Origin of the sequence: Actinoplanes sp. NPDC023714 (assembly GCF_040639855.1) — a bacterium.
GTDB lineage: Bacteria > Actinomycetota > Actinomycetes > Mycobacteriales > Micromonosporaceae > Actinoplanes.
In genome coordinates this window covers 1326629-1348845 of sequence record NZ_JBFAAR010000001.1, presented here as the reverse complement: position 1 = coordinate 1348845, position 22217 = coordinate 1326629, and the positions used below count along the sequence as shown (strand labels likewise).

At 71.2% G+C, this 22217-nt stretch carries 20 protein-coding genes; 9 read left to right on the top strand and 11 right to left on the bottom strand.

Going from position 1 to position 22217, the window contains the following annotated elements:
• Positions 1-29: 29 nt before the first annotated feature.
• A complete protein-coding gene (ggt, locus tag AB0G10_RS06305; protein WP_360917327.1) occupies positions 30-1820 on the bottom strand; it encodes a gamma-glutamyltransferase in 1791 nt (596 codons plus the stop codon).
• An 82-nt stretch (positions 1821-1902) separates the two neighbouring features.
• On the bottom strand, positions 1903-3333 hold the full coding sequence (locus AB0G10_RS06300; protein WP_360917324.1) for an alpha/beta hydrolase: 1431 nt from the start codon (positions 3331-3333) through the stop codon (positions 1903-1905).
• A gap of 175 nt (positions 3334-3508) precedes the next feature.
• Here AB0G10_RS06300 and AB0G10_RS06295 point away from each other — a divergent pair, with 175 nt between their 5' ends.
• Positions 3509-4609 carry a PQQ-dependent sugar dehydrogenase gene (locus tag AB0G10_RS06295; protein WP_360917321.1) on the top strand — a complete coding sequence of 367 codons (1101 nt, stop codon included), beginning with the start codon at positions 3509-3511 and terminating at the stop codon, positions 4607-4609.
• Positions 4610-4612: 3 nt separating this feature from the next.
• Here AB0G10_RS06295 and AB0G10_RS06290 read toward each other — a convergent pair whose 3' ends face one another.
• The 4 genes from AB0G10_RS06290 to AB0G10_RS06275 all read right to left on the bottom strand — a co-directional run bounded on the left by AB0G10_RS06290 (position 4613) and on the right by AB0G10_RS06275 (position 7604).
• Positions 4613-4861 carry a hypothetical protein gene (locus AB0G10_RS06290; RefSeq protein ID WP_360917318.1) on the bottom strand — a complete coding sequence of 83 codons (249 nt, stop codon included), beginning with the start codon at positions 4859-4861 and terminating at the stop codon, positions 4613-4615.
• Positions 4862-4950: 89 nt separating this feature from the next.
• Positions 4951-5181 carry a hypothetical protein gene (locus tag AB0G10_RS06285; RefSeq protein ID WP_360917315.1) on the bottom strand — a complete coding sequence of 77 codons (231 nt, stop codon included), beginning with the start codon at positions 5179-5181 and terminating at the stop codon, positions 4951-4953.
• An 8-nt stretch (positions 5182-5189) separates the two neighbouring features.
• Positions 5190-6851, bottom strand: coding sequence for a sodium:solute symporter family protein (locus AB0G10_RS06280; protein WP_360917973.1), 1662 nt, complete (start codon positions 6849-6851; stop codon positions 5190-5192).
• A gap of 66 nt (positions 6852-6917) precedes the next feature.
• Entirely contained in the window at positions 6918-7604 is a 687-nt protein-coding gene (locus tag AB0G10_RS06275; RefSeq protein WP_360917312.1) for an HAD family phosphatase, read from the bottom strand.
• Positions 7605-7785: 181 nt separating this feature from the next.
• Here AB0G10_RS06275 and AB0G10_RS06270 point away from each other — a divergent pair, with 181 nt between their 5' ends.
• Positions 7786-8982, top strand: coding sequence for a hypothetical protein (locus tag AB0G10_RS06270; protein ID WP_360917309.1), 1197 nt, complete (start codon positions 7786-7788; stop codon positions 8980-8982).
• Positions 8983-9236: 254 nt separating this feature from the next.
• Here the strand turns inward: AB0G10_RS06270 and fgd are convergent, their stop codons facing one another.
• Both fgd and AB0G10_RS06260 read right to left on the bottom strand, forming a co-directional pair.
• The gene (gene fgd, locus AB0G10_RS06265) at positions 9237-10235 is read right to left on the bottom strand and encodes a glucose-6-phosphate dehydrogenase (coenzyme-F420) (protein WP_360917306.1); all 999 of its coding nucleotides are present in this window, start codon (positions 10233-10235) and stop codon (positions 9237-9239) included.
• A 9-nt stretch (positions 10236-10244) separates the two neighbouring features.
• Complete coding sequence (locus tag AB0G10_RS06260) at positions 10245-12110, bottom strand: sigma-70 family RNA polymerase sigma factor (protein ID WP_360917303.1); 1866 nt, start codon at positions 12108-12110, stop codon at positions 10245-10247.
• Between the two features lie 131 nt (positions 12111-12241).
• On the opposite strand from AB0G10_RS06260, the gene AB0G10_RS06255 reads away from it, so the two are divergent.
• The 4 genes from AB0G10_RS06255 to AB0G10_RS06240 all read left to right on the top strand — a co-directional run bounded on the left by AB0G10_RS06255 (position 12242) and on the right by AB0G10_RS06240 (position 15340).
• Positions 12242-12640: an ATP-binding protein gene (locus tag AB0G10_RS06255; protein WP_360917300.1), complete on the top strand. Its 399-nt coding sequence runs from the start codon at positions 12242-12244 to the stop codon at positions 12638-12640.
• Between the two features lie 164 nt (positions 12641-12804).
• Positions 12805-13920 (top strand): PP2C family protein-serine/threonine phosphatase, encoded by a 1116-nt coding sequence (locus AB0G10_RS06250; RefSeq protein ID WP_360917972.1) that lies wholly within the window; start codon positions 12805-12807, stop codon positions 13918-13920.
• 75 nt (positions 13921-13995) lie between these two features.
• The gene (locus AB0G10_RS06245) at positions 13996-14457 is read left to right on the top strand and encodes a MarR family transcriptional regulator (protein WP_360917297.1); all 462 of its coding nucleotides are present in this window, start codon (positions 13996-13998) and stop codon (positions 14455-14457) included.
• Positions 14458-14467: 10 nt separating this feature from the next.
• Positions 14468-15340, top strand: a complete 873-nt coding sequence (locus AB0G10_RS06240; RefSeq protein WP_360917294.1) for an LLM class flavin-dependent oxidoreductase — start codon at positions 14468-14470, stop codon at positions 15338-15340.
• 135 nt (positions 15341-15475) lie between these two features.
• On the opposite strand, the gene AB0G10_RS06235 is transcribed toward AB0G10_RS06240, so the two are convergent.
• Positions 15476-15826, bottom strand: coding sequence for an Lsr2 family protein (locus AB0G10_RS06235; protein ID WP_360917291.1), 351 nt, complete (start codon positions 15824-15826; stop codon positions 15476-15478).
• Between the two features lie 189 nt (positions 15827-16015).
• Between AB0G10_RS06235 and AB0G10_RS06230 the strand changes: the two genes are divergently transcribed.
• Together AB0G10_RS06230 and AB0G10_RS06225 are read left to right on the top strand one after the other, a co-directional pair.
• Positions 16016-16447 (top strand): hypothetical protein, encoded by a 432-nt coding sequence (locus tag AB0G10_RS06230; RefSeq protein ID WP_360917288.1) that lies wholly within the window; start codon positions 16016-16018, stop codon positions 16445-16447.
• The gene (locus tag AB0G10_RS06225; protein ID WP_360917285.1) at positions 16438-17667 is read left to right on the top strand and encodes a serine hydrolase; all 1230 of its coding nucleotides are present in this window, start codon (positions 16438-16440) and stop codon (positions 17665-17667) included. The genes AB0G10_RS06230 and AB0G10_RS06225 overlap by 10 nt, the downstream gene beginning before the upstream one ends.
• A 77-nt stretch (positions 17668-17744) precedes the next feature.
• Here the strand turns inward: AB0G10_RS06225 and AB0G10_RS06220 are convergent, their stop codons facing one another.
• Complete coding sequence (locus tag AB0G10_RS06220; protein ID WP_360917281.1) at positions 17745-18659, bottom strand: FliA/WhiG family RNA polymerase sigma factor; 915 nt, start codon at positions 18657-18659, stop codon at positions 17745-17747.
• 191 nt (positions 18660-18850) lie between these two features.
• Between AB0G10_RS06220 and AB0G10_RS06215 the strand changes: the two genes are divergently transcribed.
• Positions 18851-19351: a DUF456 domain-containing protein gene (locus AB0G10_RS06215; protein WP_360917278.1), complete on the top strand. Its 501-nt coding sequence runs from the start codon at positions 18851-18853 to the stop codon at positions 19349-19351.
• Positions 19352-19728: 377 nt separating this feature from the next.
• Here AB0G10_RS06215 and AB0G10_RS06210 read toward each other — a convergent pair whose 3' ends face one another.
• Complete coding sequence (locus AB0G10_RS06210; protein ID WP_360917275.1) at positions 19729-22059, bottom strand: AAA family ATPase; 2331 nt, start codon at positions 22057-22059, stop codon at positions 19729-19731.
• Positions 22060-22217: the final 158 nt, after the last annotated feature.

The window sequence follows — 22217 nt, the reverse complement described above, 5'->3', positions numbered from 1 at the left end:
CGGCCGGCGAACCGCGGTGCGAAGACTTCTCAGCGGCGCTGGTGGACCACCGCCGCTGCTCCGCCGCCCCGGCGGGCGGGTTCGGCGGCGGCGATGAGGCCTCCGCCCCTGGTGAATTCGATGGCGGTGGCGGCTCCGAGCTCGGCCACATCGGGCCCGAAGGTGTGGCCGCGCTCGGTCAGGGCGGGGCCGTACCGCGTACGGAATGCGGTCTCGGCCTGGATCCCGGCGGTGTTGCGCTGGGAGGCGCGCGGGGCCGCCATCGCCTCGGGGAGGGTCATGCCCAGCTCGACGCGGTTGAGGAGAATCTGCAGGACGGTCGTGATGATGGTGGCGCCGCCGGGTGAGCCGAGGGCGAGGAACGGCTTGCCGTCCTTCAGGACGATGGTCGGCGACATCGAGCTGCGCGGCCGCTTGCCGGGGCCGGGCAGGTTCGGGTCGGGCGCGGTGCCCTGGGTGGGCGCGAAGTTGAAGTCGGTCAGCTCGTTGTTGAGCAGGAAGCCGCGGCCGGGCACGACCATGGCGTTGCCGCCGGTCTGCTCGATCGTGAAGGTGTATTCGACGATGTTGCCCCAGCGGTCGGCGACGGTCAGGTTCGTGGTGCTCTGCCCCTGCTCGGTGGGTCCGCCGACGGTGGCCGGGGTGCAGCCGGTGGCGGCGAGGTCACCGGGCGGGACCGGCTTGACCAGCGCCTCCGCCGGGTCGATCCGGCAGGCCCGCTGGCCGGCCCACCGGTCCGAGATCAGGCGCTGGACCGTCCGCTGCGGGGTGTCGGCCCCGACGTACCGGTTGCGGTCGGCGAAGGAGAGCGCCGACGCCTCCAGGTAGTAGTGCAGCTTGTCGATCGTGGTGGCGGACGCGGGCAGGCCCTTCTCGATGACGTTCAGGGCCTCGCTGACCGCGACGCCACCCGACGAGGGGGTGTTCATCCCGTAGATCGTCAGGTTCTCGTAGTCCGAGCGGGTCGGCGCGGGGAATCGGAGACGATAGCGGGCCAGGTCACCCTTGGTGAGGGTGCCAGGCCTGATCGGGTACGCCCACACTCCCGTGGGATCGTCCGCCACCGGCGGGTTCTGGACCGTCTCCACCAGGTCCTCGGCGACGGCTCCCCGGTAGAAGACGTCGGTGCCCTTGCGGGCGATCAGCCGGTACGTCGCGGCGAGGTCCGGATTCCGCAGCGTGGAGCCGACCGCGGGCGGCGCGCCCCCGGGCAGGTAGATCTCCCGGGTCGAGTCGAACTGGCCGAACGCGGCCGCGTTGTCGGCGACCTGCTGGCGGAAGGTCGCGTCGACCGGGAAGCCGCGCTCGGCCACCGCGGCGGCGGGTTTCAGGCCGGCCGCGAGCGACCGGGTGCCCCACCTGCGGGCGGCCGACTCCCAGGTGGCGAGGGTGCCGGGCGCGCCGACCGAGAGCCCGCTGACCCGTGCCTCGGCGAAGTCGTACGGCAACCCGTCCGCCGGGTCGATGAAGTGCTTCTCGGTCATCGTGGCCGGGCCGGTCTCCCGCCCGTCGATGGTGGAGACGCTGCGGCGCTTCGCGTCGTAGTAGACGAAGAAGCCGCCGCCGCCGATCCCGGCCGAGAACGGCTCGGTCACGCCGAGGGTGGCCGCCGCGGCGATCGCGGCGTCGACCGCGTTGCCGCCGTGGCGCAGCACGTCGAGGCCGACCGCGGTGGCGGTGGGGTCGACCGTGGCGACGGCGCCGCCGTACCCGATGGCGGTCGGGCCTGAGGGGGCACCGCCCGCCGATGCCGGTGGCGCCGCGACCGCGACGCCGAGTGTGGTCAGGGAAAGCGCTGTGAGCGCGGGCAGGAACCGCATCGGCCCTCCAGTCAGGACAGTGTCGGTTGTCGATTCCCTGCCTACCGGGGATCACGGCGGGGCACAACCGCAGGGGACGAGATCAGCCGACGCCGTAGGGAACCGGGGCGACCGGTGGGCAGGTCGCGCCCGCGGCCGGCAGGGCGAGGGTGGTCAGATAGCGGTCGGCCGCCGCGGACACGCAGTCGCTGTGCCCGTAGGCGACGTGACCCCACCCGTCGTAGGTGAGCAGCCGCGCCTTCGGGCCGAGCTGCCCCGTCACGCTCTTCGCCCAGGCGTACGCGGTGGCCGGGTCGTGCCGCGCGTTGACGACGAGCACCGGCACGGTCGCGGGCGGGATCGGCCGCTGCGGGTCGGCGACCGGGTCGGGCCAGCCGGCGCAGCCGGAGACGGCGGTGAGCGCGAGCGGCGAGGCGAGCATCTGCGGGGCGGCGACGGCCAGCCGGCCGAGCATGGCGCGGTACCCGGCCCAGCCGCCGACCGGCAGCGACCAGTCCCGGCACATCACGGCCGGGAAGCTGTGCGGGGTGAGGTCGAGATCGGGCAGGGCGCGCCGGGCCGCCGGCGTGGGCTCGTACGCGGCCTTCAGGTAGAAGGCGAAGGAGTACCACTGCGGGTCGTAGAACGCGCTGAACGCCGCCGAGATCAGCTCCCAGACGCGCAGCTTGGACGGCGGGTCGTACGGATCCTGGAGGGTGCCGGCCCGGGCCCGCTCGACGAGCTCGCCCCAGATGGCCTTGATGTCCCGGCCGCGCAGCGCGCACTGGCTGTCCCGGGCGCACCAGGCGACGAACTGGTCGAACGAGTCCTGGGCCGACTCGGCGGTCCGGCCGACGAACGCGTTCACGTCGGCGCTGTGGTCCATGACGCTGTCCAGCACGAGGGCCCGCAGCCGGGCCGGGTAGCGCTCGGCGTACATCTGGCCGATCAGTGATCCGTACGAGGCGCCGTAGAAGCTGATCCTCTGCTCGCCGAGGGCGATCCGGACCGCCTCCATGTCGCGGACCACGTTCCCGGTGCCGGCCTGGCGGAAGACCGGCCCGCTGCGGGACGCGCAGTCCTCGGCGAGCTTCCGGTTGTAGTCGGTGAGCCGGCCGAACTCCTGCTCGTCGGCGACGAGCGGGGACGGCTTCGCGTCGACCACGTCCTGGGCGCAGAGGATCGGGGCGCTGCGGCCGACCCCGCGCGGGTCGATGCCGACGATGTCGAAGCGGCGTTCCACCTCGCTGCCGAAGTATTCGGTGTCGAGGGCCTGGTTCACGGCCGAGGCGCCCGGGCCGCCCGGGTTGACCATGAGGACGCCGATCCGCTGCTTCGGGTCGCCGGCCTTCCGGCGGGCCAGGGTCAGCTCGATCGACGGGCCGTAGGGCTGGGTCCAGTCGGCCGGGACGCGCATGGTCCCGCACTGCGCGGCGGCGTCCTCCGGGCAGGGCTGCCAGTCGATCGTCGCGGCATTGGAGTATCTGCCGAGGGGTGGTACGCCGAGCGCCGTCTCGGCTCGGGCCGGGCTCACCCCGTACGAAAGAAAGGTTGTGAGGGTGATGATCGCGGCCGTGACCGACCGTCGTGGTCTTTGGAATCCCGCTCGCAAGACCTGTCTCCGAACTAATCGGGCAAAAACCACTTTTAGCACAAGCGGGAACGCCCTCGACGAGCCGGTGGTGCTCCGAACGTGGCAACGTTGGCGGATGGATGCGATCCGGACCACCCGCCTGACCCTCGCCGCGACCGGCGCGGCCCTGCTGACCGCCTGCTCGACGGAGAGCGGAGGAGGGACGCCGCCGACGGTGCAACCGGTGCCGGCGGTGTCCGGCAGCAGTGCTAAAACTGTCGCAATAAATCCGGATTTTTCGGCTCCGGAAACCGTCGCCACCGGCATCGGCGTCCCCTGGGGGCTCGCGTTCCGGGAGGACGGCACCGCGCTGGTCTCCGAGCGGGACAGCGGGCGGATCCTCGAGGTGCGGCCCGGCAGCGAGCCCCGCGAGATCTACACCGTCCCCGGCGTGGACGCGGGCGGCGAGGGCGGCCTGCTCGGGCTGGCGCTCCGGGACGACTGGATCTACGCGTACTTCACCGGCGCGGACGACAACCGGATCGTCCGGTTCAAGGCCGGCGAGGAGAAGACGCCGGAAGTGATCTTCGACGGCATCACGAAGGGGTCGCGGCACAACGGCGGGCGGATCGCGTTCGGGCCGGACGACATGCTCTACGTCGGCACCGGCGACGCGAGCGAGGAGTCACGCTCGCAGGACGGCGACGATCCGAGCGGCAAGATCCTGCGGCTCACCCCGGAGGGCGACCCGGCGCCCGGCAACCCGAGGGAGGGGTCACCGGTCTGGACGCTGGGACATCGGAACGTTCAGGGGCTGGCCTGGGACGACCAGGGGCGGATGTACGGGATCGAGTTCGGGCAGAACGAGTACGACGAGGTCAACATCATCGAGAAGGGGAAGAACTACGGCTGGCCCGAGGTCGAGGGCCGGGGCGGGGACGACAGGTTCACCGACCCGATCGTGCAGTGGACCACCGACGAGGCCTCGCCGAGCGGCGCGGCGGTCGCCGGCGACACGCTCTACGTCGCGGCGCTGCGCGGGGAACGGCTCTGGACGGTCCCGCTCGGCGGTGGCTCGACCGAGGCCGAGCTCACCGGCGAGTACGGGCGGTTGCGGACGGTCGCCGTGGCCCCCGACGGTTCGCTGTGGCTGACCACATCGAACACCGACGGCCGCGGCGACCAGCGCGACGGCGACGACCGGATCCTGCGATTCCCTGCTGCTCCCGGGCGATGATCGTTACCGGCTCGGGGGCAGTTGCGGCAGGGCCGAGATGGCTTGCGCGTACTGGCTGATCTGGCGTTTGTTGGGCACCACGCCGTAGACCCGCAGCCCATCCTGGATGGCCTGCTTGATGGTGTCCTCGGACTGACCGCGGTGGGTCTGCATGACCTGGTTGACGACGTAGTCGACGCGGAGCTGGACCTGCCAGCCGGGGTCGCGGCGGCCTCCTACGGAGAGGCCGCTGAGAGCGGTGAGGGCGTTCATGCCCCGGTTATCGGATGCACAGGTACCTGGGTTGAAGATATGAGGACCCTGTGCACCGGAACCGCAACCGCTCTCCAACGACCCGGCAATCAGTCCTTCTGGTCTGACTCTTCCGGGAGCGGTTTGGGCGGATTCAACCGCAGCCAGAGCAGCATCCCGAGGCCGAGGGCGAGCATGGCGAGGCCCATCCAGAGGTTGATCCGGACGCCCTCCGCCTTCTCGATCTCGGCCGGGCTGTCGAAGATGCCGAGCGCCGTCACGATGACGCCGTAGACGACGAACATCCAGCCGATCACGCTGCGGACGTCGAACAGTTTCATGTCGGCTCCTACCAGACGGGGATGTAGAGGAGGACGGCCAGCAGCACGGCGATCCCGCCGAGCAGGACCGGGTTACGCCACCAGACCTTGTCGCCCGCGACGATCGTCTCCGCCGAGGTGGAGTCGCCGGCCAGGCCGTAGACCAGCCCGCGCAGCTCGTTCTCCGGCTTCGACGGCGTGAACTTGGTGACCACGATCGCGACGATGACGGCCGTCACGAACGCGGCGCCGGCGCCCCAGAAGCTCTCCTCCAGGTCGGAGTTGAACTTGAAGACGTCGGCCAGGTGGCCCAGGTAGAGCGTCAGCGAGGCGAGGGTGCCGAGCAGCAGCGACCAGAAACCGGCCCAGGCCGACATCCGCTTCCAGAACATGCCGACGATGAACGTGGCGAACAGCGGCGCGTTGAAGAGCGAGAACAGCGCCTGGATGTAGTTCATGATGTTGGAGAAGCCGGCCGCGATGAACGCCGTGCCGATGCCGACGACGATGCCGCCGATCGTGGCGATCCGGCCCACCCGGATGTAGTGCGCGTCGTCCCGGTCCTTCTTGATGTACGTCTGCCAGATGTCGTACGTGAAGACGGTGTTGAAGCCGCTGACGTTGGCGGCCATGCCGGCCATGAACGAGGCGACCAGACCGGTCACCGCGACGCCGAGCACGCCGTTCGGCAGCAGGTCGCGCATGAGCAGCGGGATCGCGTTGTTGTAGACGTAGTCGCCCGAGTCGGCGCCGAGGCCCTGGATGGTGACCAGGGCGATCAGGCCGGGTACGACGGTGACGACCGGGATGAGCAGCTTCGGGAACGCGCCGATGATCGGCGTACGCCGGGCCGCGTTCATGTCCTTGGCGCTGAGCGCGCGCTGCACCTCGGCGAAGTTGGTGGTCCAGTAGCCGAAGGAGAGCACGAAGCCGAGGCCGAAGATGATGCCGATCCAGTTGGCGCCGAGCGGGTTGCCGGTGCCGGCCGTGTCCGACCAGGTGTTCAGCCCCGCCTCACCGAGCGGACTGGCCTGCACCTTCTCGACGAGGCCGTTCCAGCCGCCGACCTTCACCAGGCCGACGACGGTGAGCGGGATGAGGCCGGCCAGGATCACGAAGAACTGGAGCACCTCGTTGTAGATCGCCGAGGAGAGGCCGCCGAGCGTGATGTAGATCAGCACGATCGCCGCGCCGATGACGATCGACATCCAGAGCGGCCAGCCGAGGAGGGCCTGCAGGATGAGCGCGAGGGCGTACAGGTTGACGCCGGCGATCAGCATCTGTGCCAGGGCGAAGCTGAGCGCGTTGAAGAGGTGGGTCGGCCGGTTGAAGCGGCGCCGCAGGAACTCGGGGACGCTGCGGACCTTCGACCCGTAGTAGAACGGCATCATCACGATGCCGAGGAACACCATGGCCGGCACCGCGCCGATCCAGTAGTAGTGCAGCGTCATCAGGCCGTACTCGGCCCCGTTCGCCGCCATGCCGATGATCTCCAGGGCGCCCAGGTTGGCCGAGACGAAGGCCAGACCGGTGACCCAGGCGGGCATCGACCGCCCGGAGAGGAAGAAGTCGGAACTGCTCTTGATCGCACGGCGGGCGGCGAATCCGACCCCGAGCACCGTGACGAAGTAGATAGCGAGAATCAGGTAATCGACGATGTCCACATCGAGTCGAAGACCTTCTGCGGCCAGTTGCACGGGCCCACCTCCATCGGTCGGACCCGTGCATTCCCGTATCGAAGAATTTTCACACGAAACTCACAGCGTGGTGATCATCTCCGTGGTGATCTCGCCGATCCGGGTCACCGCGACCCGCGCCCCGGCCAGCGCGTCGGCGGCCGGCGGGTAGACACCGTGCGGCACCGCGATCACGGCGAGGCCCGCTGCCGCCGCCGACCGCAGACCGTTGCTCGAGTCCTCGATCGCCGCGCACTCCCCCGGGGTCAGACCCAGTTTCTGTACGGCGGTGAGGTAGACGTCCGGGGCCGGCTTGCCGCGCGGCACCTCCTCGGTGGAGAGCGTCACCTCGAAAGCGTCGGTGATCCCGGCCGTCTCCAGCACCTGGTCGATCAGGATGCGGGCGGACGAGCTCGCCAGCGCGAGGCGGTAGCTCTTCCGCAGATCACGGACCACCTCGACCGAGCCGGGGATCAGCGGCAGCGCCTCCCTGTAGCGCTCCGCCATCCGGCCGAGCACGTCGGCGGCCACCTCCTCGGCGGTCCGCGGCACACCCACCTCGTCGGCCAGGTGGGCCGACCACTCGCCGGTGCTCATCCCCATCATCCGGTCCTGGCTGTCCGGCAGGAACTCACGCCCGAACTCGGCCACATAGCCGCGCCGGACCTCCTCCCAGACCTCCTCGGTGTCGATGATCACGCCGTCCAGGTCGAAGACGACCGCCTTGATGCTATTCACAACGGTCACCTTACCGGGCAGCCCTTTCATCTGTACGGAGAGTGACGCCCCCGGTCCGGTTCGGTCCGGGCAGTTGATCACTATCAGCCGTTAGGCCCGGTTGCCACATCGTTGCCGGCGGGTAGCTTCGGCACAGCACCGCAGCCGAGCCGGGAGCAGCCGCACCATGCCAGTTCCGCCGAGTCACCGACCCCCGTCACCGTCCGTGAGCGTGGTGGTGCCTCACGCTCCGTCGGGACTGCCCGCGCTGCTCGCCGCCCTGCCGCCGGTGCACGAGGTGATCGTGGTGGTGGGCCGCGGCGACGACCTTCCCGGCGTGCCCGCGGGTGCGGTGCGGGCCATCCGGCAGACCCGCAGCGGCGTCGGGAACGCGATCGCCTGCGGGGTCGAGGCCGCCACCGGCGACGTCATCGTCACGCTGCCCGCCTCGGCCGATCCCTCAGGGGTACCGCGCCTGCTGGACGCCCTCGAGTCGGGCGCCGACGTGGTGCACGGCTCGCGCTACCTCACCCGCCGCGCCGGCCTGGCCGACCTCGTCGTGCTGTGGTTCCTGCGGGTCCTGTTCGGCTGCCGGCCCACCGACCCGGGCCACGGCCTCCGCGCCTTCCGCCGCGCCGACGCCGGGCGCCTCGGCCTCCCCCGGGTGGCCGGCCTCGACCCGATCCGCGGCGACGGTCCGGAGATCGAGCCGCTGCTGGCCGTCCGTACCGCCGCGGCGGGCCTGAACGGCGCCGAAGTGGCCGCCACGCCCCGCGCGCGCCGCCCCGCCACTCCCCTGCTCCCGGTGCTCGGCGCCCTGCTCGGCGAGTGGTCCGCCGCCCGGCGCGCCGCGACCGAGCCCACCCAGGACAGCATCGTCGTGATGACCGGCCGCGTCCGGGCGGCGGCCGCCCCTCTGCTCGACACTCCGCACACCACAGCCAGATCCACCACCGCCCAGGCCGCAGCCGCAGCAGCCGACTTCAGAGCAGCCCGTCTCCAGGCCGCCGGCGCGCAGTCCCCGCCCGCCGCAAATCGTCCCGTCGTGAATCAGCCCGCCGCGACCTCGCCCGGCACAAGCTGGCCCGCCTTCAACCAGCACCGCACCGCCCCGGCCGCCAACCTGAACCGTCCCGGCGAGCCCGGGTTCGTCGAGCGCCGCCGTACCGAGCGCCGCAACACCGAACGCGCCCGGACCAGCGCGGCCCACGACCGCCGAGCCGAGACGCCGTTCGCGAGCCAGGACCGCCGAGTCGAGACGCCGTTCGCGGGCCGCGGCTGGGGGAAGCCCCGGCTCGACCCGGCCGCCAACCCCTCCCGCCGCCGCTGGCGCGACCAGACCACCCCGACCCGCCCCAACCTCCGGGTCATCAACGGCGAGGCGACGACCCCTTCCCCTCGCCGCACCAACCACCTCCGCTCGGTCTGACCCGCGCCCCACGCCCCTCCCATTCCCGATCTTGTTGATCGGTGCAGCCCCGTTCCCGCACAGAACCACAAGATCGACCAAAAGCGGGCGATCTTGTTGATCGGTGCAGCCCCGTTCCCGCACAGAACCACAAGATCGACCAAAAGCGGGCGATCTTGTTGATCGGTGCAGCCCCGCTCCCGCACAGATTCACAAGATCGGCCAAAGGGGGCGCGGGCGAAGGGAGCGCGGGAGAGGGCGGGGCGGGAGAAGGGTCAGGAACGGTTGCGGAGGCGGGGCAGGATCTCCTGGGAGTAGAGGCGGAGGAAACGCTCCTGGTCGGGGCCGGGCGCGTGGAAGACCAGGTGCTTGAAGCCCATGTCGAGGTATTCGGTGACCTTCGCGGCGTGCTCCTCCGGGTCGGAGGAGACGATCCAGCGGGTGGCGGTGCGCTCGACCGGGAGGGCGTCGGCGAGGCGCTGCATCTCGACCGGGTCCTCGACGCCGGTCTTCTCCTCCGGGGAGAGGGCCAGCGCGCCCCAGTAGTGGGTGTCGTTGCGGGCCCGGTCCAGGTCGTCGTCGAAGGAGACCTTCACTTCGATGAGCAGGTCCAGGTCGTCGATCTTCCGGCCGGCCTTGGCGGCGCCCTCGCCGACGGCGGGGAGCAGCGTGTCGGTGTAGAGGCCGTGCCCCTTGCCGCTGGTCGTGATGAAGCCGTCGGCGATCCGGCCGGCCAGCCGGGTCGCGGCCGGGCCGGAGGCGCCGATGTAGATCGGGACCGGGGTGGAGGGCTTGTCGTAGATGGTGGCGTTCTCGGTTCGGTAGAACTGCCCCTCGTACGTCACCCGGTCCTCCGCCCAGAGCTTCTGGATCAGCAGGACCGCCTCCTTGAGCCGGGCGAAGCGCTCCTTGCCGTCCGGCCACTGCGTGCCGAGCAGGACCTCGTTGAGCGATTCGCCGGATCCGACGCCGAGGATGGCGCGTCCCGGGGCCAGGCATCCCAGCGTGGCGAAGGCCTGCGCGACCACCGCGGGGTGATAGCGGAAGGTGGGCGTGAGCACGCTGGTTCCGATCAAGACCTTTTCGGTACGAGCGGCGAGCGCGCCCAGCCACGGCAGTGCTGCCGGGGCGTGGCCGCCGTCGTGCCGCCACGGCTGGAGGTGGTCGCTGACGAACACCGAGTCGAAGCCCAGCTCCTCCGCCAGAATTCCGTATTTGAGCAGCTCAGACGGTGCGAACTGCTCGGCCGACGCCTTGTACCCGAACCGAATCATGAACCGAGACTATCCCGCTGCGCGGTAGGCCTTGCCCGCCTCGGTCGGGGTCTTCCCATCTTTGTAGAGGCCGAAGTCCACGCTGTCGCCGACGGCGGGGAGGCCGAACCAGGCGTACCGCTGGACGAACGACCGCTTCTCCAGGCCGGCCGTCGCGCCCTCGATGAAGGCGACCTTCTGGGCGTCGCTCGGATAGCGCGGCGAGCCACCGAAATCGATCAGGCCGAACTCGGTGATCCAGATCGGCTTGCCGTAGCGCTCGTGGACGGCGTCGATGTAGCCGAGGAACTGGTTCACCGAGGCCTTGCTGAAGTCCGAGCCGTACCAGTGCAGGGCGATCGCGTCGACCCTCAGCCCGCGCGCCGAGGCGCCGGTCATGAAGCGGTCCAGCCAGCCGTCCTTCGTGTCGCCGCCGAACGCGACAGCCGGGCTGACCAGCTTCATGCCGGTCGCCTCGAGCGAAGGCCAGGCGTCCAGGGCGGCCTCGACCGACATGTTCGACTGCTCGGCGAGGTCGGGCTCGTTGAAGCCGAGCAGCCAGTCGTCGCCCTCGGACTTCGCCTGCTTGAGGGTGGCGTCGGTGACGTTCGCGGCACCCCAGATCATCGGGACGAACTCGACGCCGGCCGGGCCGGGCACGTCGTCGTCGCTGGGCGCCCAGTCGTAGTACCAGGACGCGCCGACGTCCTTGATCGCCGCCTTCGCGCCGGTGAACTTCCAGACCGCGGCGCCCTTCTTGGCCGAGGCCACGGCGGTGGCCACCACGGCCGGTTTCCGGGACGGCTTGCCGGACGGGGAGGCCGAGGGAGGAGCGGAGGGCGAGGCCGACGGTGACGCCGCCGGTGACAGTGAGGGGGACGGCGAGCCGGCGGCGGACGGCGAGGGCGAGGTGAAGGCGGCGACGGCGGCCTGCGGCGCCGGGTCCGGGGACTGCTGGGACACCACGTAGGCGCCGCCGCCCGCGACGGCTCCGGCCGTGAGCGCGCCGGCCAGCACCTTCTGCGCCACCGAGCCGAGCAGCTTCGCCGGTACGGCCTTCGCCGCGGTCGCCGTGGAGGTGGTGGTTCCGGCGGAGCCGGTGAGAGCGGCGGCTCCGCCCGTACCCGGAAGGCTCGTCAGGAAAGCCGGCGGCAGAGGCACCAAGGCCATGCCCGCCAGAAGCCGCTCGGCGGCGATGAGGTCGTGCCAGGCGAAGCCGCAGAGGCGGCACTCCCGGGTGTGCCGCGCGATCCGCTTGCGCCAGAGCGGGCCGGGGCGGCCGTCCCAGCCGGTCAGGACCGTCTCGAGATCGGGGCAGCGCGGTGTGCGGTGCAGCGCCCGGACCACCGCGCGAGCCGTCTCCAGCTGCAGTTTCATGCGCTGGATGCGGACGGCGGCATGCTGGCGGCCGACGCCCGTCGCGTCGACGATCTCGTCCCGGGTGAGCTCGCCGGAGGCCTCCAGCCACCAGAGCGAGAGCAGTTCCCGGTTCTCCTCGTCGAGCCAGCGGGTCGCCTCGGCGGTCTCCCGGCGCTGCCCGGAGAGCTCGAGCCGGGTGATCGCGAGATCGGTGAAGTCGGCGCCCGGATCGCGCAGGTCGTCGTCGAGGAGCTCGTCCGGCGCGTGGTGCCGGCCGCGGAACCGCTCACGCACCTGGCGGACCGTGATCGCCACGAGCCAGGACCGGAACGACTCGGGTTCGCGCAGCTCACCGAGGTTGCGCAGCACCCGGATCATGACTTCCTGCACCACGTCGTCGACGTCGGCGTGACCCTCCAGGGCCCGGCCCACGATGGTGTAGACCAGCGGCAGGTAACCGGCCACGAGCCGGTCGACCGCGGCCGGGTCGCCCGCGCGGGCGGCGATCACCGTCGCGATGCCGGGTTGTCGAGCCATGGGTCCGCCTCTCCTGGGTACACGTCGTCACCTGGAAAGGGAGACGGGCGCGGGGACCATGGATAACACGAATCGGGGAACAGGTTCGAGGGCGGTGGTTAGCCGCCGGGCTGATCGGGCACAGAAGGCGCATGCGTATGTCGGTCCGGCTCAATCTGCCGCGAGAGGTGGACAGCGTTCCCGCGGTGCGCCGACTGTTGCGCTGCGCGTTGACGATCCTGCGCGTGGATCGTCAAGCCGGCACCGATCTGGAGATCGCGCTCACCGAGGCGTGTGCCAACGTCGTCAAGCACGCCACCGGTGCGGAGAACTTCGAGGTTCGCCTCGACGTGGGCCAGGACCGCTGCTCGATCGACGTGGTCGACGAGGGGTCCGGGTTCGATCCGGCCGCGGCGGGCGACGAGTCCCCGAACGCCGCGAGCGAGCGGGGGCGTGGTCTCTTCCTGATCAGAGCGCTCGGCGAGAACGTGCGGATGCAGTCGAGTGCCCGTTCCGGGAGTCTCATCCACTTCGAGAAGTCCTTCGCCTGAACCATCCTCGCGACGCCGGACGGGCCACTGGCCTGTCCGGCGCCATTTTGCTTGCCGTATAACAAATAACGGGCTCGCGGCCTCGCGCGGTTCTCGTGGTTCTCGTGGTTCTCGTGGTTTCGTGTGGAGAGGAGAGTGTGGAGTTGTCCGACCAACCGGTCCCCATGGGTGTCCTGCTGCGTTCCGCGCCGCCCGATCGTCTTCCCGAGACGGCGGCCGATCACCTGCGCCGCCACTTCGGCGCCGAGCCGATCGAGGTGTTCCTCGCGGACCTGATGATGACCGGGCTGTGCCCGCTGCTCGGGCAGGACGGCCCCGACCCCGCCGCGCTGCGCTGCCTCGGCAGCCAGCAGACCTCGGTCAGCACCGCGGCGGACGGCTCGGCCCGGATGCACCTCCCGCTGAACTGCTGGGGTGAGCGGCTCGGCGTGCTGCGCCTCGACCTCCCGGCCCGCCCCGAGTCCGAACTCGCCGAGCAGTTGCACGCCGCCGCCGACGAGCTGGCCGTCGCGTTGCGGGCCGCCGACACGAGCACCGACCGCTACCGGCGGTCCCAGCGCCAGGCCCGCCTCACCATGGCCGCCGAGCTCCAGTGGGAGCTGCTGCCCGGCCGCTCCCTCGGCGACGAGAGGTTCCTCGTGGCAGGGCAGCTGGAGCCGGCGTACGACGTCCGCGGCGACCACTTCGACTGGGCCCTCGACGGTGACCGGCTCACCCTCACGGTGCTCAACGGCTTCGGCGACGGCATGGAGGCCGCGCTCCTCACCACCGTCGCGGTGAACGCCATGCGCAACGCCCGCCGGTGCGGCGCCGACATCGTCGAGCAGGCCGAGCTCGCCTCCGACGCGGTGCACGCCCGCCGGGCCGGCGCCGCGCACGTCGCCACCCTGCTGCTCGAGATCGACCTCGTCGGCGGGCACGTGGCCGCCGTCGACGCCGGCTCGCCGCGCTGCATGATCGCCCGCAACGGCGAGGTCGAGCCGGTCAACCTGGAGCAGCAGCTGCCGTTCGGGATGTTCCCGGAGGCGCACTACGAGATCCAGCGGTTCCGGCTCGAACCGGGCGACCGGATGCTCGTGGTGAGCGACGGCGTGCACGCCGCGGTGCCCGGCGGCCGCGCCCCGTTCGGGGAATCGGCGCTGCTCAGCGCGATTCGCGGGACACGGTTGCAGCGGGCCACCGACGCAGTCGGTACCGTGATGAGGGGTCTGCGTGAGTACCACGCCGGTGCCGAACCGGAGGACGACGCCGTGACAGTCTGTCTCGACTGGCGGCACTGACCCCGGTTCGATCGGCGTCACTCAGGGTACGGGTGCAGACTTACGTGTCCGCGTCTGGAGCAACCGGGGATCGGCATGGAACGCGCCACTGAGCTAGCCGCGGCCGTCGAGTCGTCGGTCGAGGCGCTGACGGCCGTGCTCGAAGGCGCCCGGCTGGCCCAGAACCCCACCGTTCCGCCCGCCCAGCTGCGGGTGCTCGCGATCGTGGCCGGCAACCGGCACACCAACATGAGCCGCCTCGCCGAGGCCCTCGACGTGGTCCCCTCCTCGGCCAGCCGGCTCTGTGACCGGCTCGAGGCGACCGGCCTGCTGCGCCGGGTCGCCGACCCCCGGGACCGCCGGGAGGTCCGGCTGCTGCTCACCCCGGCCGCCCGGCGGCTGCTCTCCGATCTGCGGGAGCGGCGGCGGCTTGCGCTCGCCGAGGTGCTCGACCGGATGCCGGCGGCGGCCCGCCAGGATCTGCTGAAGGCGCTCCAGGCGTTCGAGACGGCGGCCGCGCCCCAGGCCGCGTCGGACGGCGGGCTGCGCACGGCCTAGGCTGTTCCCCGTGCGTATCGGCATCGTCATCCTCCCCGACCAGCGCTGGTCCGAAGCTCGCGGCCGCTGGCAGCTCGCCGAGGAGTACGGCTTCGACCACGCCTGGACGTACGACCACCTCGGCTGGCGCGACCTGGCCGACGGCCCGTGGTTCGACGCGGTGCCGACGCTGACCGCCGCGGCCTCGGTGACCACGCGGATCCGGCTGGGGACGTACGTGGCGTCGCCGAACTTCCGGCACCCGGTGCACTTCGCCCGGGAGTCGCTGGCGATCGACGACATCTCCGGCGGCCGGCTGATCCTCGGGCTCGGCGCCGGCGGCGTCGGCTTCGACTCGGCGGTCCTCGGCACGCCCGAACTGACCCCGCGCGAGCGGGTCGACCGCTTCACCGAGTTCCTCGAGCTGTTCGACACGATCCTGCGCAACCCGTCGACGACGTGGTCGGGCTCGTACTACTCGGCGGTCGACGCCCGCAGCATCCCCGGCCCGGTGCAGACGCCGCGCCCGCCGTTCGTGGTGGCCGCGAACGGGCCCCGGGCGATGCGGCTCGCCGCGGCGTACGGCGACGGTTGGGTCACCACCGGCGACGCCTACCTGGAGACCGCCGACGCGTGGTGGGCCTCGGTCCGCCGGATCCGGGACCGGTTCGAGGAGACCGTGCAGCAGACCGGCCGCACGGTCGACCGCTATCTGAACCTGGACACGTCGCCGCTTTACTCATTGAGCAGCGTGGACGCCTTCGTCGACGCGGCCGGGCGGGCGCGGGAACTCGGATTCACCGATGTGATCACGCATTGGCCGCGCGAGTCGAGCTGGTATGCCGGCGACGAGAAGGTGCTCGAAGCGGTCGCCGCGGAGCTTCCCCGCATCCGTCACAGCTGATTTTCAGCGACGACTTTTCCGGGCACTTCATGTCCAATTCGGACGTGGAGTGGGATTTCTCACGGATGCCGTGCGTCGTGCTTCTCCCTCTTGCTGTGCCGGTGGCGCGCCCCGGCACAGCGAGACAGGGGTGAATCAGCGGCCGTTCGCCGCCCGGTAGGCGTTGCTAACCTCCTGCGGAATGCGGCCCCGCTCGGAGATTTTGTGCCCGTTCCGGATCGCCCACTCGCGGATCAAGCGGTTCTCGTCGCGCGAACCGGCGGTGCGCGCCGGTGCCACCGCCCGCGAACCGATGCGCCCGGTCGTGGTGCGGCCCAGGCGCGTGCCCGCCGAGATGTACGGGTCCAGCGCCTTGCGCAGCTTTCCGGCATTGGCCTCGGAAAGGTCGATCGTGTAGCTGACGCCATCGAGACTGAACTCGACCGTCCGATCCGCCTTCTTGCCGTCCAGATCGTCGATCAGGGTGGTGATTACCTGCCGCGCCATAACGACTCCCGAGAGAAATTAATCAACCGCGCCCAGTCTCGCCCGCGAGCGGCACATGGCGCAACTCCCCACCGCCATCCGGCAATTCTTTTTCCACTTCTTTACCGAATAGCGGCCCGGTAATAGCGCCGAATCGGCGAGAAAGCCCGGGTTGACCCGGGCCCCGGCTCTCGCGTTAGGGTCTGCCCCATGCGGGACGAGCAGGTCGCCTGGCGGGAGCAGCAGAGGCAGGCCGTGGCCGGTCGTGCGGCTGCCCTCGAGGCGGACCGCGCGGCGGAGGCACGGCAGGCCGCCGCGCTGCTCGACGGCTTCGTGCAGCGGGCCGCCGAACGTGGTCTCGATCCACATTCGCTGAACGCCCGAACCCTGGACGGCCGATCCACGTACTCCACCCATGTGCGTGGTTGGTATCTGCGGTCGGACCGCTCCATCGCGGTCGGCGACGACGGGGAGTACTACATCCTCACCGTCCCGCCGTCGCTGCGCGCCCGGTTCGCCGGCGCCGACCTGTCCCCCAGCCGGCCCCGGCTCGTCGTGGGCGCGGGCGGCGGCGACGGGCAGCCCATCCCGTTGAAGGAACTGCTCGACCGGCGTCTGGAGGCGGGGACCCGTTGGCCGTGAAGATCGTTGCGGCCCTCGGCGCCACCCTGCTCCTCGTCACGCCCGTCCCCGCATCGGCGGCCGCGCGGGCTGACATCCCCTGCCCCAAGCCGAGGATCGCCAAGCCGAGCGCGCCGCCGCGGCCCGTCCCGCCCGCCGAGAACGCCGAGCAGATGGTCGTCGGCGGGGAGGACCTCGCCACGCACGGCCTGATCGTCCCGGACGGCGCGAAGAGCCCGCCGGCCGTGACCGCGACCACCTGGATGGTCGCCGACCTGGACACCGGCGAGGTGCTCGGCGCCTGCGGGCCGCACGTGCACCAGACGCCGGCCAGCGTGCAGAAGATGCTCCTGGCCGCCACCGCGATCGACGACCTCGACCCGAAACAGCAGGTCACCATCGTCCGCGGCGACCTCGACATCGAGCCGGGCAGCTCGGCCGTGGGCCTCGTGGTCGGCGGTAAGTACCCGGTCTCGACGCTCTGGCTCGGGCTGCTGCTCAACTCCGGCAACGACGCCGCGAACGCCCTGGCCCGGATGGCCGGCGGCGGGGGCGCCGACGGCGTCGCCAAGACCGTGGACGGGATGAACGACCTGGCCGCGTCGCTGGGCGCGTACCAGACGCACGCCGTCACGCCGTCCGGCCTGGACGGCAAGGGGCAGTTCACCAGCGCGTACGACCTGGCCCTGATCGCCCGGGTGTGCTTCGGCAACGCCGACTTCCGTAGGTACGCGCTGACCCGGTCGGCGCAGATGCCGGCACAGAAGAAGCCGAAGGCGGGCGGCTTCCAGTTCCAGAACGAGAACAAGCTGATCTACAACTACGACGGGGCGCTGGGCGGCAAGACCGGCTTCACGACGCTGGCCCGGCACAGCTACGTCGGCGCGGCCGAACGCGGCGGCCGGCGCCTGGTCGTCACCCTGCTCGGCGCCGAGGCCCGCCCGCAGCGCGGCTGGGAACAGGGCGCCTCGCTGCTGGACTGGGGCTTCGCGCAGCCGAAGGGCACCTCGGTCGGCACCCTGGTCACGCCCGAGGAGGTCGCCGCGGCCCAGCGCGAACCGGAGCCCGAGGCCGAGGCGGAAGCGGCCCCGGCCACCGACGAGACGGTGCCGACCGCGCAGACCGGCGCGCCGCGCGGCCTCTCGGTGGCGGCCGCCCTGGCGGTGGCGGTCCTGCTGGCCCTCGCCCCGCTGCTCCTTCTGCTCACCCAGCGCCGCAAGCGCCGCCTCAGCCGCCGCTGAGCCTCCGGCGGCTTTCCTCGTACGAAAGAAAGGGGCTCGGCGTCGCAGTGACGCCGAGCCCCTTCGCTGAGGGTGGGTTATGCGGCCGGGGCCGTCGCGAGGCCTCGGCCGACCTGGGTGTGACCGTGGGCGTTGGTCATGGCGAGGCGGCTGCGGAGGCTCGTGTTGTTGCCGATGTTGGCGTAGTAGGTGGCGCGGCGGCGGGCCACGATGCTCTCCGGGTTGTCCGGGACCGGCGCGAGCTCCGGGTTGAGGTGGGTGTTGAGGCCGTCCTTGAGCAGGGACAGCGCCTCGGCGCGCAGCTGCGAGACCCGCGACTCGGTGACGCCCAGGTCGGCGGCGATGTCGGCCATCGGGCGCTCACGCAGGAAGTACTCGGTCACGACGGTCTGCAGGCGGTCCGGCAGCGACGCGATCGCGTGGTGCAGGTAGCCGATCTGCTCACGGCGCAGCAGCATCTCCTCCGGGCCCGGGGCACGCTCGGTGACCAGGTCGTCGGCGCTGCTCGTGGTGAAGCCCTGCAGCGACAGCACGGTGGCGCGCTGCACGTCGGTGTCGGTCTGGTGCAGGTCGGTCGTGGTGGTGCCGAGCGCCTGGGCCAGCTCCTCCGGGGTGGGCGTACGGCCCAGCGTGGTGGTGAGCTCCTGGCGGGTCGTGTCGGTGTTGCGGGCCTTCGACCGCACCGAGCGGGTCGCCCAGTCCAGCGAGCGCAGCTCGTCGAGGAGCGCGCCGCGGATGCGGGTGCCGGCGAACCGGTTGAACGGGACACCGCGCTCCGGGTCCCAGCTGCGGGCCGCGGTGACCAGGGCGTGCAGGCCGGCGCTGGTCAGGTCGTCGCGGTGGATGTGGTTCGGGATCCGGCTCAGCATGTCACGCACCAGGTGGCCGACGAGCGGCATGTGGGTGCGGATCAGCTCCTCCTGCTCCCGGGCGGTGAGGACCGCGGTGGTGGTGGCGGCAAGGTCGGCAGCGATCGCAACGTTGCTGGTCAAGTCGTCTCCCCCGTGTTGTCGGCGCCTTGCGGCACCGGCTGACAGGAGAAAGATTCGCGAGCGGAGGGTGCATGACCGGGTCACTCACGGTTGCGTGCCGGTTGTTCCCTTGTTTGTCGTGAGGGCCCGCCGCGGCGTTGTCCAGCTATCGGCGGCGGGGAGGGCGGCTTGAGGGTTCTACCCTGTGCCGCATGGATCTGAGCGACACGAGTTCGGCCGTCACCCTCATCTCCGGCCTGCTGATCGCTCTCGGCGCGATCGGCGTGCTGCTGCCGATGCTGCCCGGGCTGCTGATGAGCTGGACCGGCGTGCTGCTCTGGGCGTTCCTGGGCGGCGGCAGCGCGAGCGTGCGCTGGGCGGTCCTCGCGGTCGTCACGGTGATCGCCGCGGGCGGGCTGGTGATCAAGTTCCTCTGGCCCGGGAAGAAGCTGAAGAGCACCGGCGTGCCGAACTCGGCGCTGCTGGCCGGCGGGGTGCTCGGCCTCATCGGGTTCTTCGTGGTGCCGGTGGTCGGCCTGGTGCTCGGATTCGTGCTCGGCATCTGGCTCGTCGAGATGAACCGGCTCGGCTCGGAGCGGGCCTGGCCGTCGACGCGGTCGGCGATCGCGGCGGTCGGGTTGTCGCTGCTGGTGGAGCTGGCGTCGGCGCTGGCGATCGCGGTGATCTGGGTGATCGGGTTGTTCCTGGCTTGATCGTCGCCCTCTCTTCGCGATCTTGTGAAATGGCGCAGGGACGGGGCTGCGCGAATTCACAAGATCGCGAGGAGCGGGGGGCCGGACGGCCGACCTCCGCGATCTTGTGAATCTGCGCAGGGACGGTGCCGCGCCAATCCACAAGATCGCGGGGAACAGGGGGCCGGACGGCCGACCTCCGCGATCTTGTGAATCTGCGCAGGGACGGTGCCGCGCCAATCCACAAGATCGCGGGGAGCAGGGGGCCGGAGGGGCGGCCCTTCGCGATCTTGTGAATTGGCGCGGGCACGGGGCTGCGCGAATTCACAAGATCGCGGGGAGGGAGGGCGCGGGCGGGTGCGGGCGGGCTCGGGCGGGTGCGGGCGGGGCGGGACGGGTCAGGCGAGGCTGGAGAGCACCTGCGGCAGCTCGGTGGTGGAGAGGATTCCGAGGCGGCGGGTCGCCCGGGTCACCGCCACGTAGAGGTCGGACAGACCCCGCGGGCTCTCCGCGATGATCTCGCCCGGCTCGATCACCAGCACCGAGTCGAACTCCAGGCCCTTCGCCTGCCGGACCGTCATCAGCACGACGTGGTTGAGCAGGTCGGGCTGCTCCCCCACGGCCGCGCCCGGGACCGCGGCCACCAGCGCCTCGCCGAGTGGGGCCTCGAGCGACTCCGGCACCAGAACGCCGAGACGGCCTTCTTCGATGAGGGCGGCTTCCTTCCGTACGTCCGCAATAAGCTCCTCGGCGAGAGTGCGTGGCGGCACCCGGCGCGCCCACGGCGTCACGCCGGCCGAGCGGACCGAGCGGGGTGGCCGCAGGGCCGGGTCGACGGCGGCCAGGACGTCGGCCGCCACCGCCATCACCTCGGCGGGCGTGCGGTAGTTGACGGTCAGCTCGACCAGGCGCCAGCGCTGCGCGACGTAGGGTTCGAAGACCTGCTCCCAGCCGGTGGTGCCGGCCAGCTCGGAGGTCTGGGCGACGTCGCCGACCACCGTCATCGACCGGCTCGGGCAGCGGCGCATCAGCAGGCGCCACGCCATCGGCGACAGCTCCTGCGCCTCGTCGACGATCACGTGGCCGAAGACCCAGGTGCGGTCGGCGGCGGCGCGCTCGGCAGCGGTCCGGGTGTCGATCACCTCGTGCCGTTCGACGAACGCGCTCGCGTCGACCACGTCGAGCGCCGACAGCACCTCGTCGCGCTCGGCGCCCTCGTCCTCGAAGTCGAGCGACCGGGAGCCCTCGACGATCTCCAGGACGCCCTCGGCGTATTCGATCGCGGCCTTCCGCTGGCGCTGCTGTTCGCGGACCTTGAGCGTGTCGTCGACGCCGAGGAGCTCGGCGAGCTCGTCCAGCAGCGGCACGTCGGCGGGCGCCCACCCGGCATCCCGGTCGCGGAGCAGCAGCGCCCGCTCCTCCGGCGTGCATCCGGCCGACTCCAGGCGGTCGTCGTCGGAGAGCAGATCGCGCAGCACCTGGCGCGGCGTCAGGACGGGCCAGAAATCGAAGAGCGCTTTCTGTACGTCGATATCCTCGCGCAACTCGCGGCGGGTCTCGGCCAGGTCGGCCTCGGAGAGCAGGTTGTCGCCGCCGAGCGGGTCGGCGCCGATCCGCTCGGCGATCTGCAGCGACAGCGCGTGGATCGCCTCGGTCACGAAGATCTGCCGGGCCACGTTGTGCGGGCGGCCGGAGCGGCGGGCGGTGGCCCGGGCGTCCTCGAGCACGGCCCGCTCGATGCGGATCGGGTAGCCGTCGTGGTCGACCTCGGCGAACTCGTCCGGCACGGTCTGCCGGTCGGCGACCGCGTTCTCCAGGACGTCGAGCATGTGCAGAGTGCCCTTGAGCGCCGAGGTGGCCGGCCGCTCGGCGGCCCGGGCCCGGACGCCGGGGAACATGTCGCCGAGCGTGGCGAGCAGCACACCGGTCTCGGCCAGCGACGGCAGCACCTGTGAGATGTAGCGCAGGAACGTGGTGTTCGGCCCGAGGATCAGCACGCCCGACCGGGTCAGCTGCTCGCGGTACGTGTAGAGCAAATACGCCGCCCGGTGCAGCGCCACCGCGGTCTTGCCGGTGCCCGGGCCGCCCTGCACCACGAGCACGCCGGGCAGGCCGGACCGGATCACCTCGTCCTGCTCGGCCTGGATGGTCTCGACGATGTCGCGCATCCGGCCGGTGCGGTTCGCGGTGAGCGCCGAGAGCAGCGCCGCCTCGCCGGTCACGTCCTCCCGGCCGGTGCCGTCGCCCGCCTCGATGTCGAGGACCTCGTCGTCGACGCCGGTGAGCACCCGGCCCCGGGTCCGCAGGTGGCGGCGGCGGGTCACGCCGTCCGGGCTCACCGCGGTGGCGAGGTAGAACGGCCGGGCCGCGGGCGCCCGCCAGTCGACGAGCAGCGGATCACGATCACGATCTTCGGCGAAGAGGCCGAGACGGCCGATATATCTCGGGTTGTCCGCGGAGAAGTCGAGACGACCGAAACACAGGCCGTTCTCGACGGAATTGAACTGCGCGAGTTGTTCGGCGTAATGGCTGCGAGTCGCCTCACGCTGGGCCCGGCCCTGCGGGGTGCCACCGGCCTCCAGCAGGATCGCGCGCAACCGGCTGTCGGCCTGCTCACGCAGTTGATCCAGCCGGGCGTAGAGCGTGGTCAAGTACGCCTGTTCGGAATCGAACTCGTCCCGTGTCACGGCGTCCGAGCTTGACAAAGTCGCCCCTTTTCGTGCTATCATTCCGGCGCTGGCAACCAATTCATTGGTTGCCATTTTTGCTTTCATTCGGCAAACGACCAGACTAGCCGATGCCCGGCGGGTTACGGGTTGGGCCCGCAGTGTCCGCAATCCGTCATCGACACGCCGGGGCGTCACGTCCAGCGGCCGCGGTCCATTAA

Bases quoted from the DNA above. Each gene is read 5' to 3' on its own strand.
- AB0G10_RS06275 (WP_360917312.1), bottom strand. From the start codon at position 7,604: ATGAAAGGGCTGCCCGGTAAGGTGACCGTTGTGAATAGCATCAAGGCG.
- AB0G10_RS06210 (WP_360917275.1), bottom strand. From the start codon at position 22,059: ATGATAGCACGAAAAGGGGCGACTTTGTCAAGCTCGGACGCCGTGACA.
- AB0G10_RS06250 (WP_360917972.1), top strand. From the start codon at position 12,805: ATGGGTGTCCTGCTGCGTTCCGCGCCGCCCGATCGTCTTCCCGAGACG.
- AB0G10_RS06245 (WP_360917297.1), top strand. From the start codon at position 13,996: ATGGAACGCGCCACTGAGCTAGCCGCGGCCGTCGAGTCGTCGGTCGAG.
- AB0G10_RS06230 (WP_360917288.1), top strand. From the start codon at position 16,016: ATGCGGGACGAGCAGGTCGCCTGGCGGGAGCAGCAGAGGCAGGCCGTG.
- AB0G10_RS06295 (WP_360917321.1), top strand. From the start codon at position 3,509: ATGGATGCGATCCGGACCACCCGCCTGACCCTCGCCGCGACCGGCGCG.
- AB0G10_RS06235 (WP_360917291.1), bottom strand. From the start codon at position 15,826: ATGGCGCGGCAGGTAATCACCACCCTGATCGACGATCTGGACGGCAAG.
- AB0G10_RS06215 (WP_360917278.1), top strand. From the start codon at position 18,851: ATGGATCTGAGCGACACGAGTTCGGCCGTCACCCTCATCTCCGGCCTG.
- ggt (WP_360917327.1), bottom strand. From the start codon at position 1,820: ATGCGGTTCCTGCCCGCGCTCACAGCGCTTTCCCTGACCACACTCGGC.
- AB0G10_RS06290 (WP_360917318.1), bottom strand. From the start codon at position 4,861: ATGAACGCCCTCACCGCTCTCAGCGGCCTCTCCGTAGGAGGCCGCCGC.
- AB0G10_RS06255 (WP_360917300.1), top strand. From the start codon at position 12,242: ATGCGTATGTCGGTCCGGCTCAATCTGCCGCGAGAGGTGGACAGCGTT.
- AB0G10_RS06260 (WP_360917303.1), bottom strand. From the start codon at position 12,110: ATGGCTCGACAACCCGGCATCGCGACGGTGATCGCCGCCCGCGCGGGC.
- fgd (WP_360917306.1), bottom strand. From the start codon at position 10,235: ATGATTCGGTTCGGGTACAAGGCGTCGGCCGAGCAGTTCGCACCGTCT.
- AB0G10_RS06285 (WP_360917315.1), bottom strand. From the start codon at position 5,181: ATGAAACTGTTCGACGTCCGCAGCGTGATCGGCTGGATGTTCGTCGTC.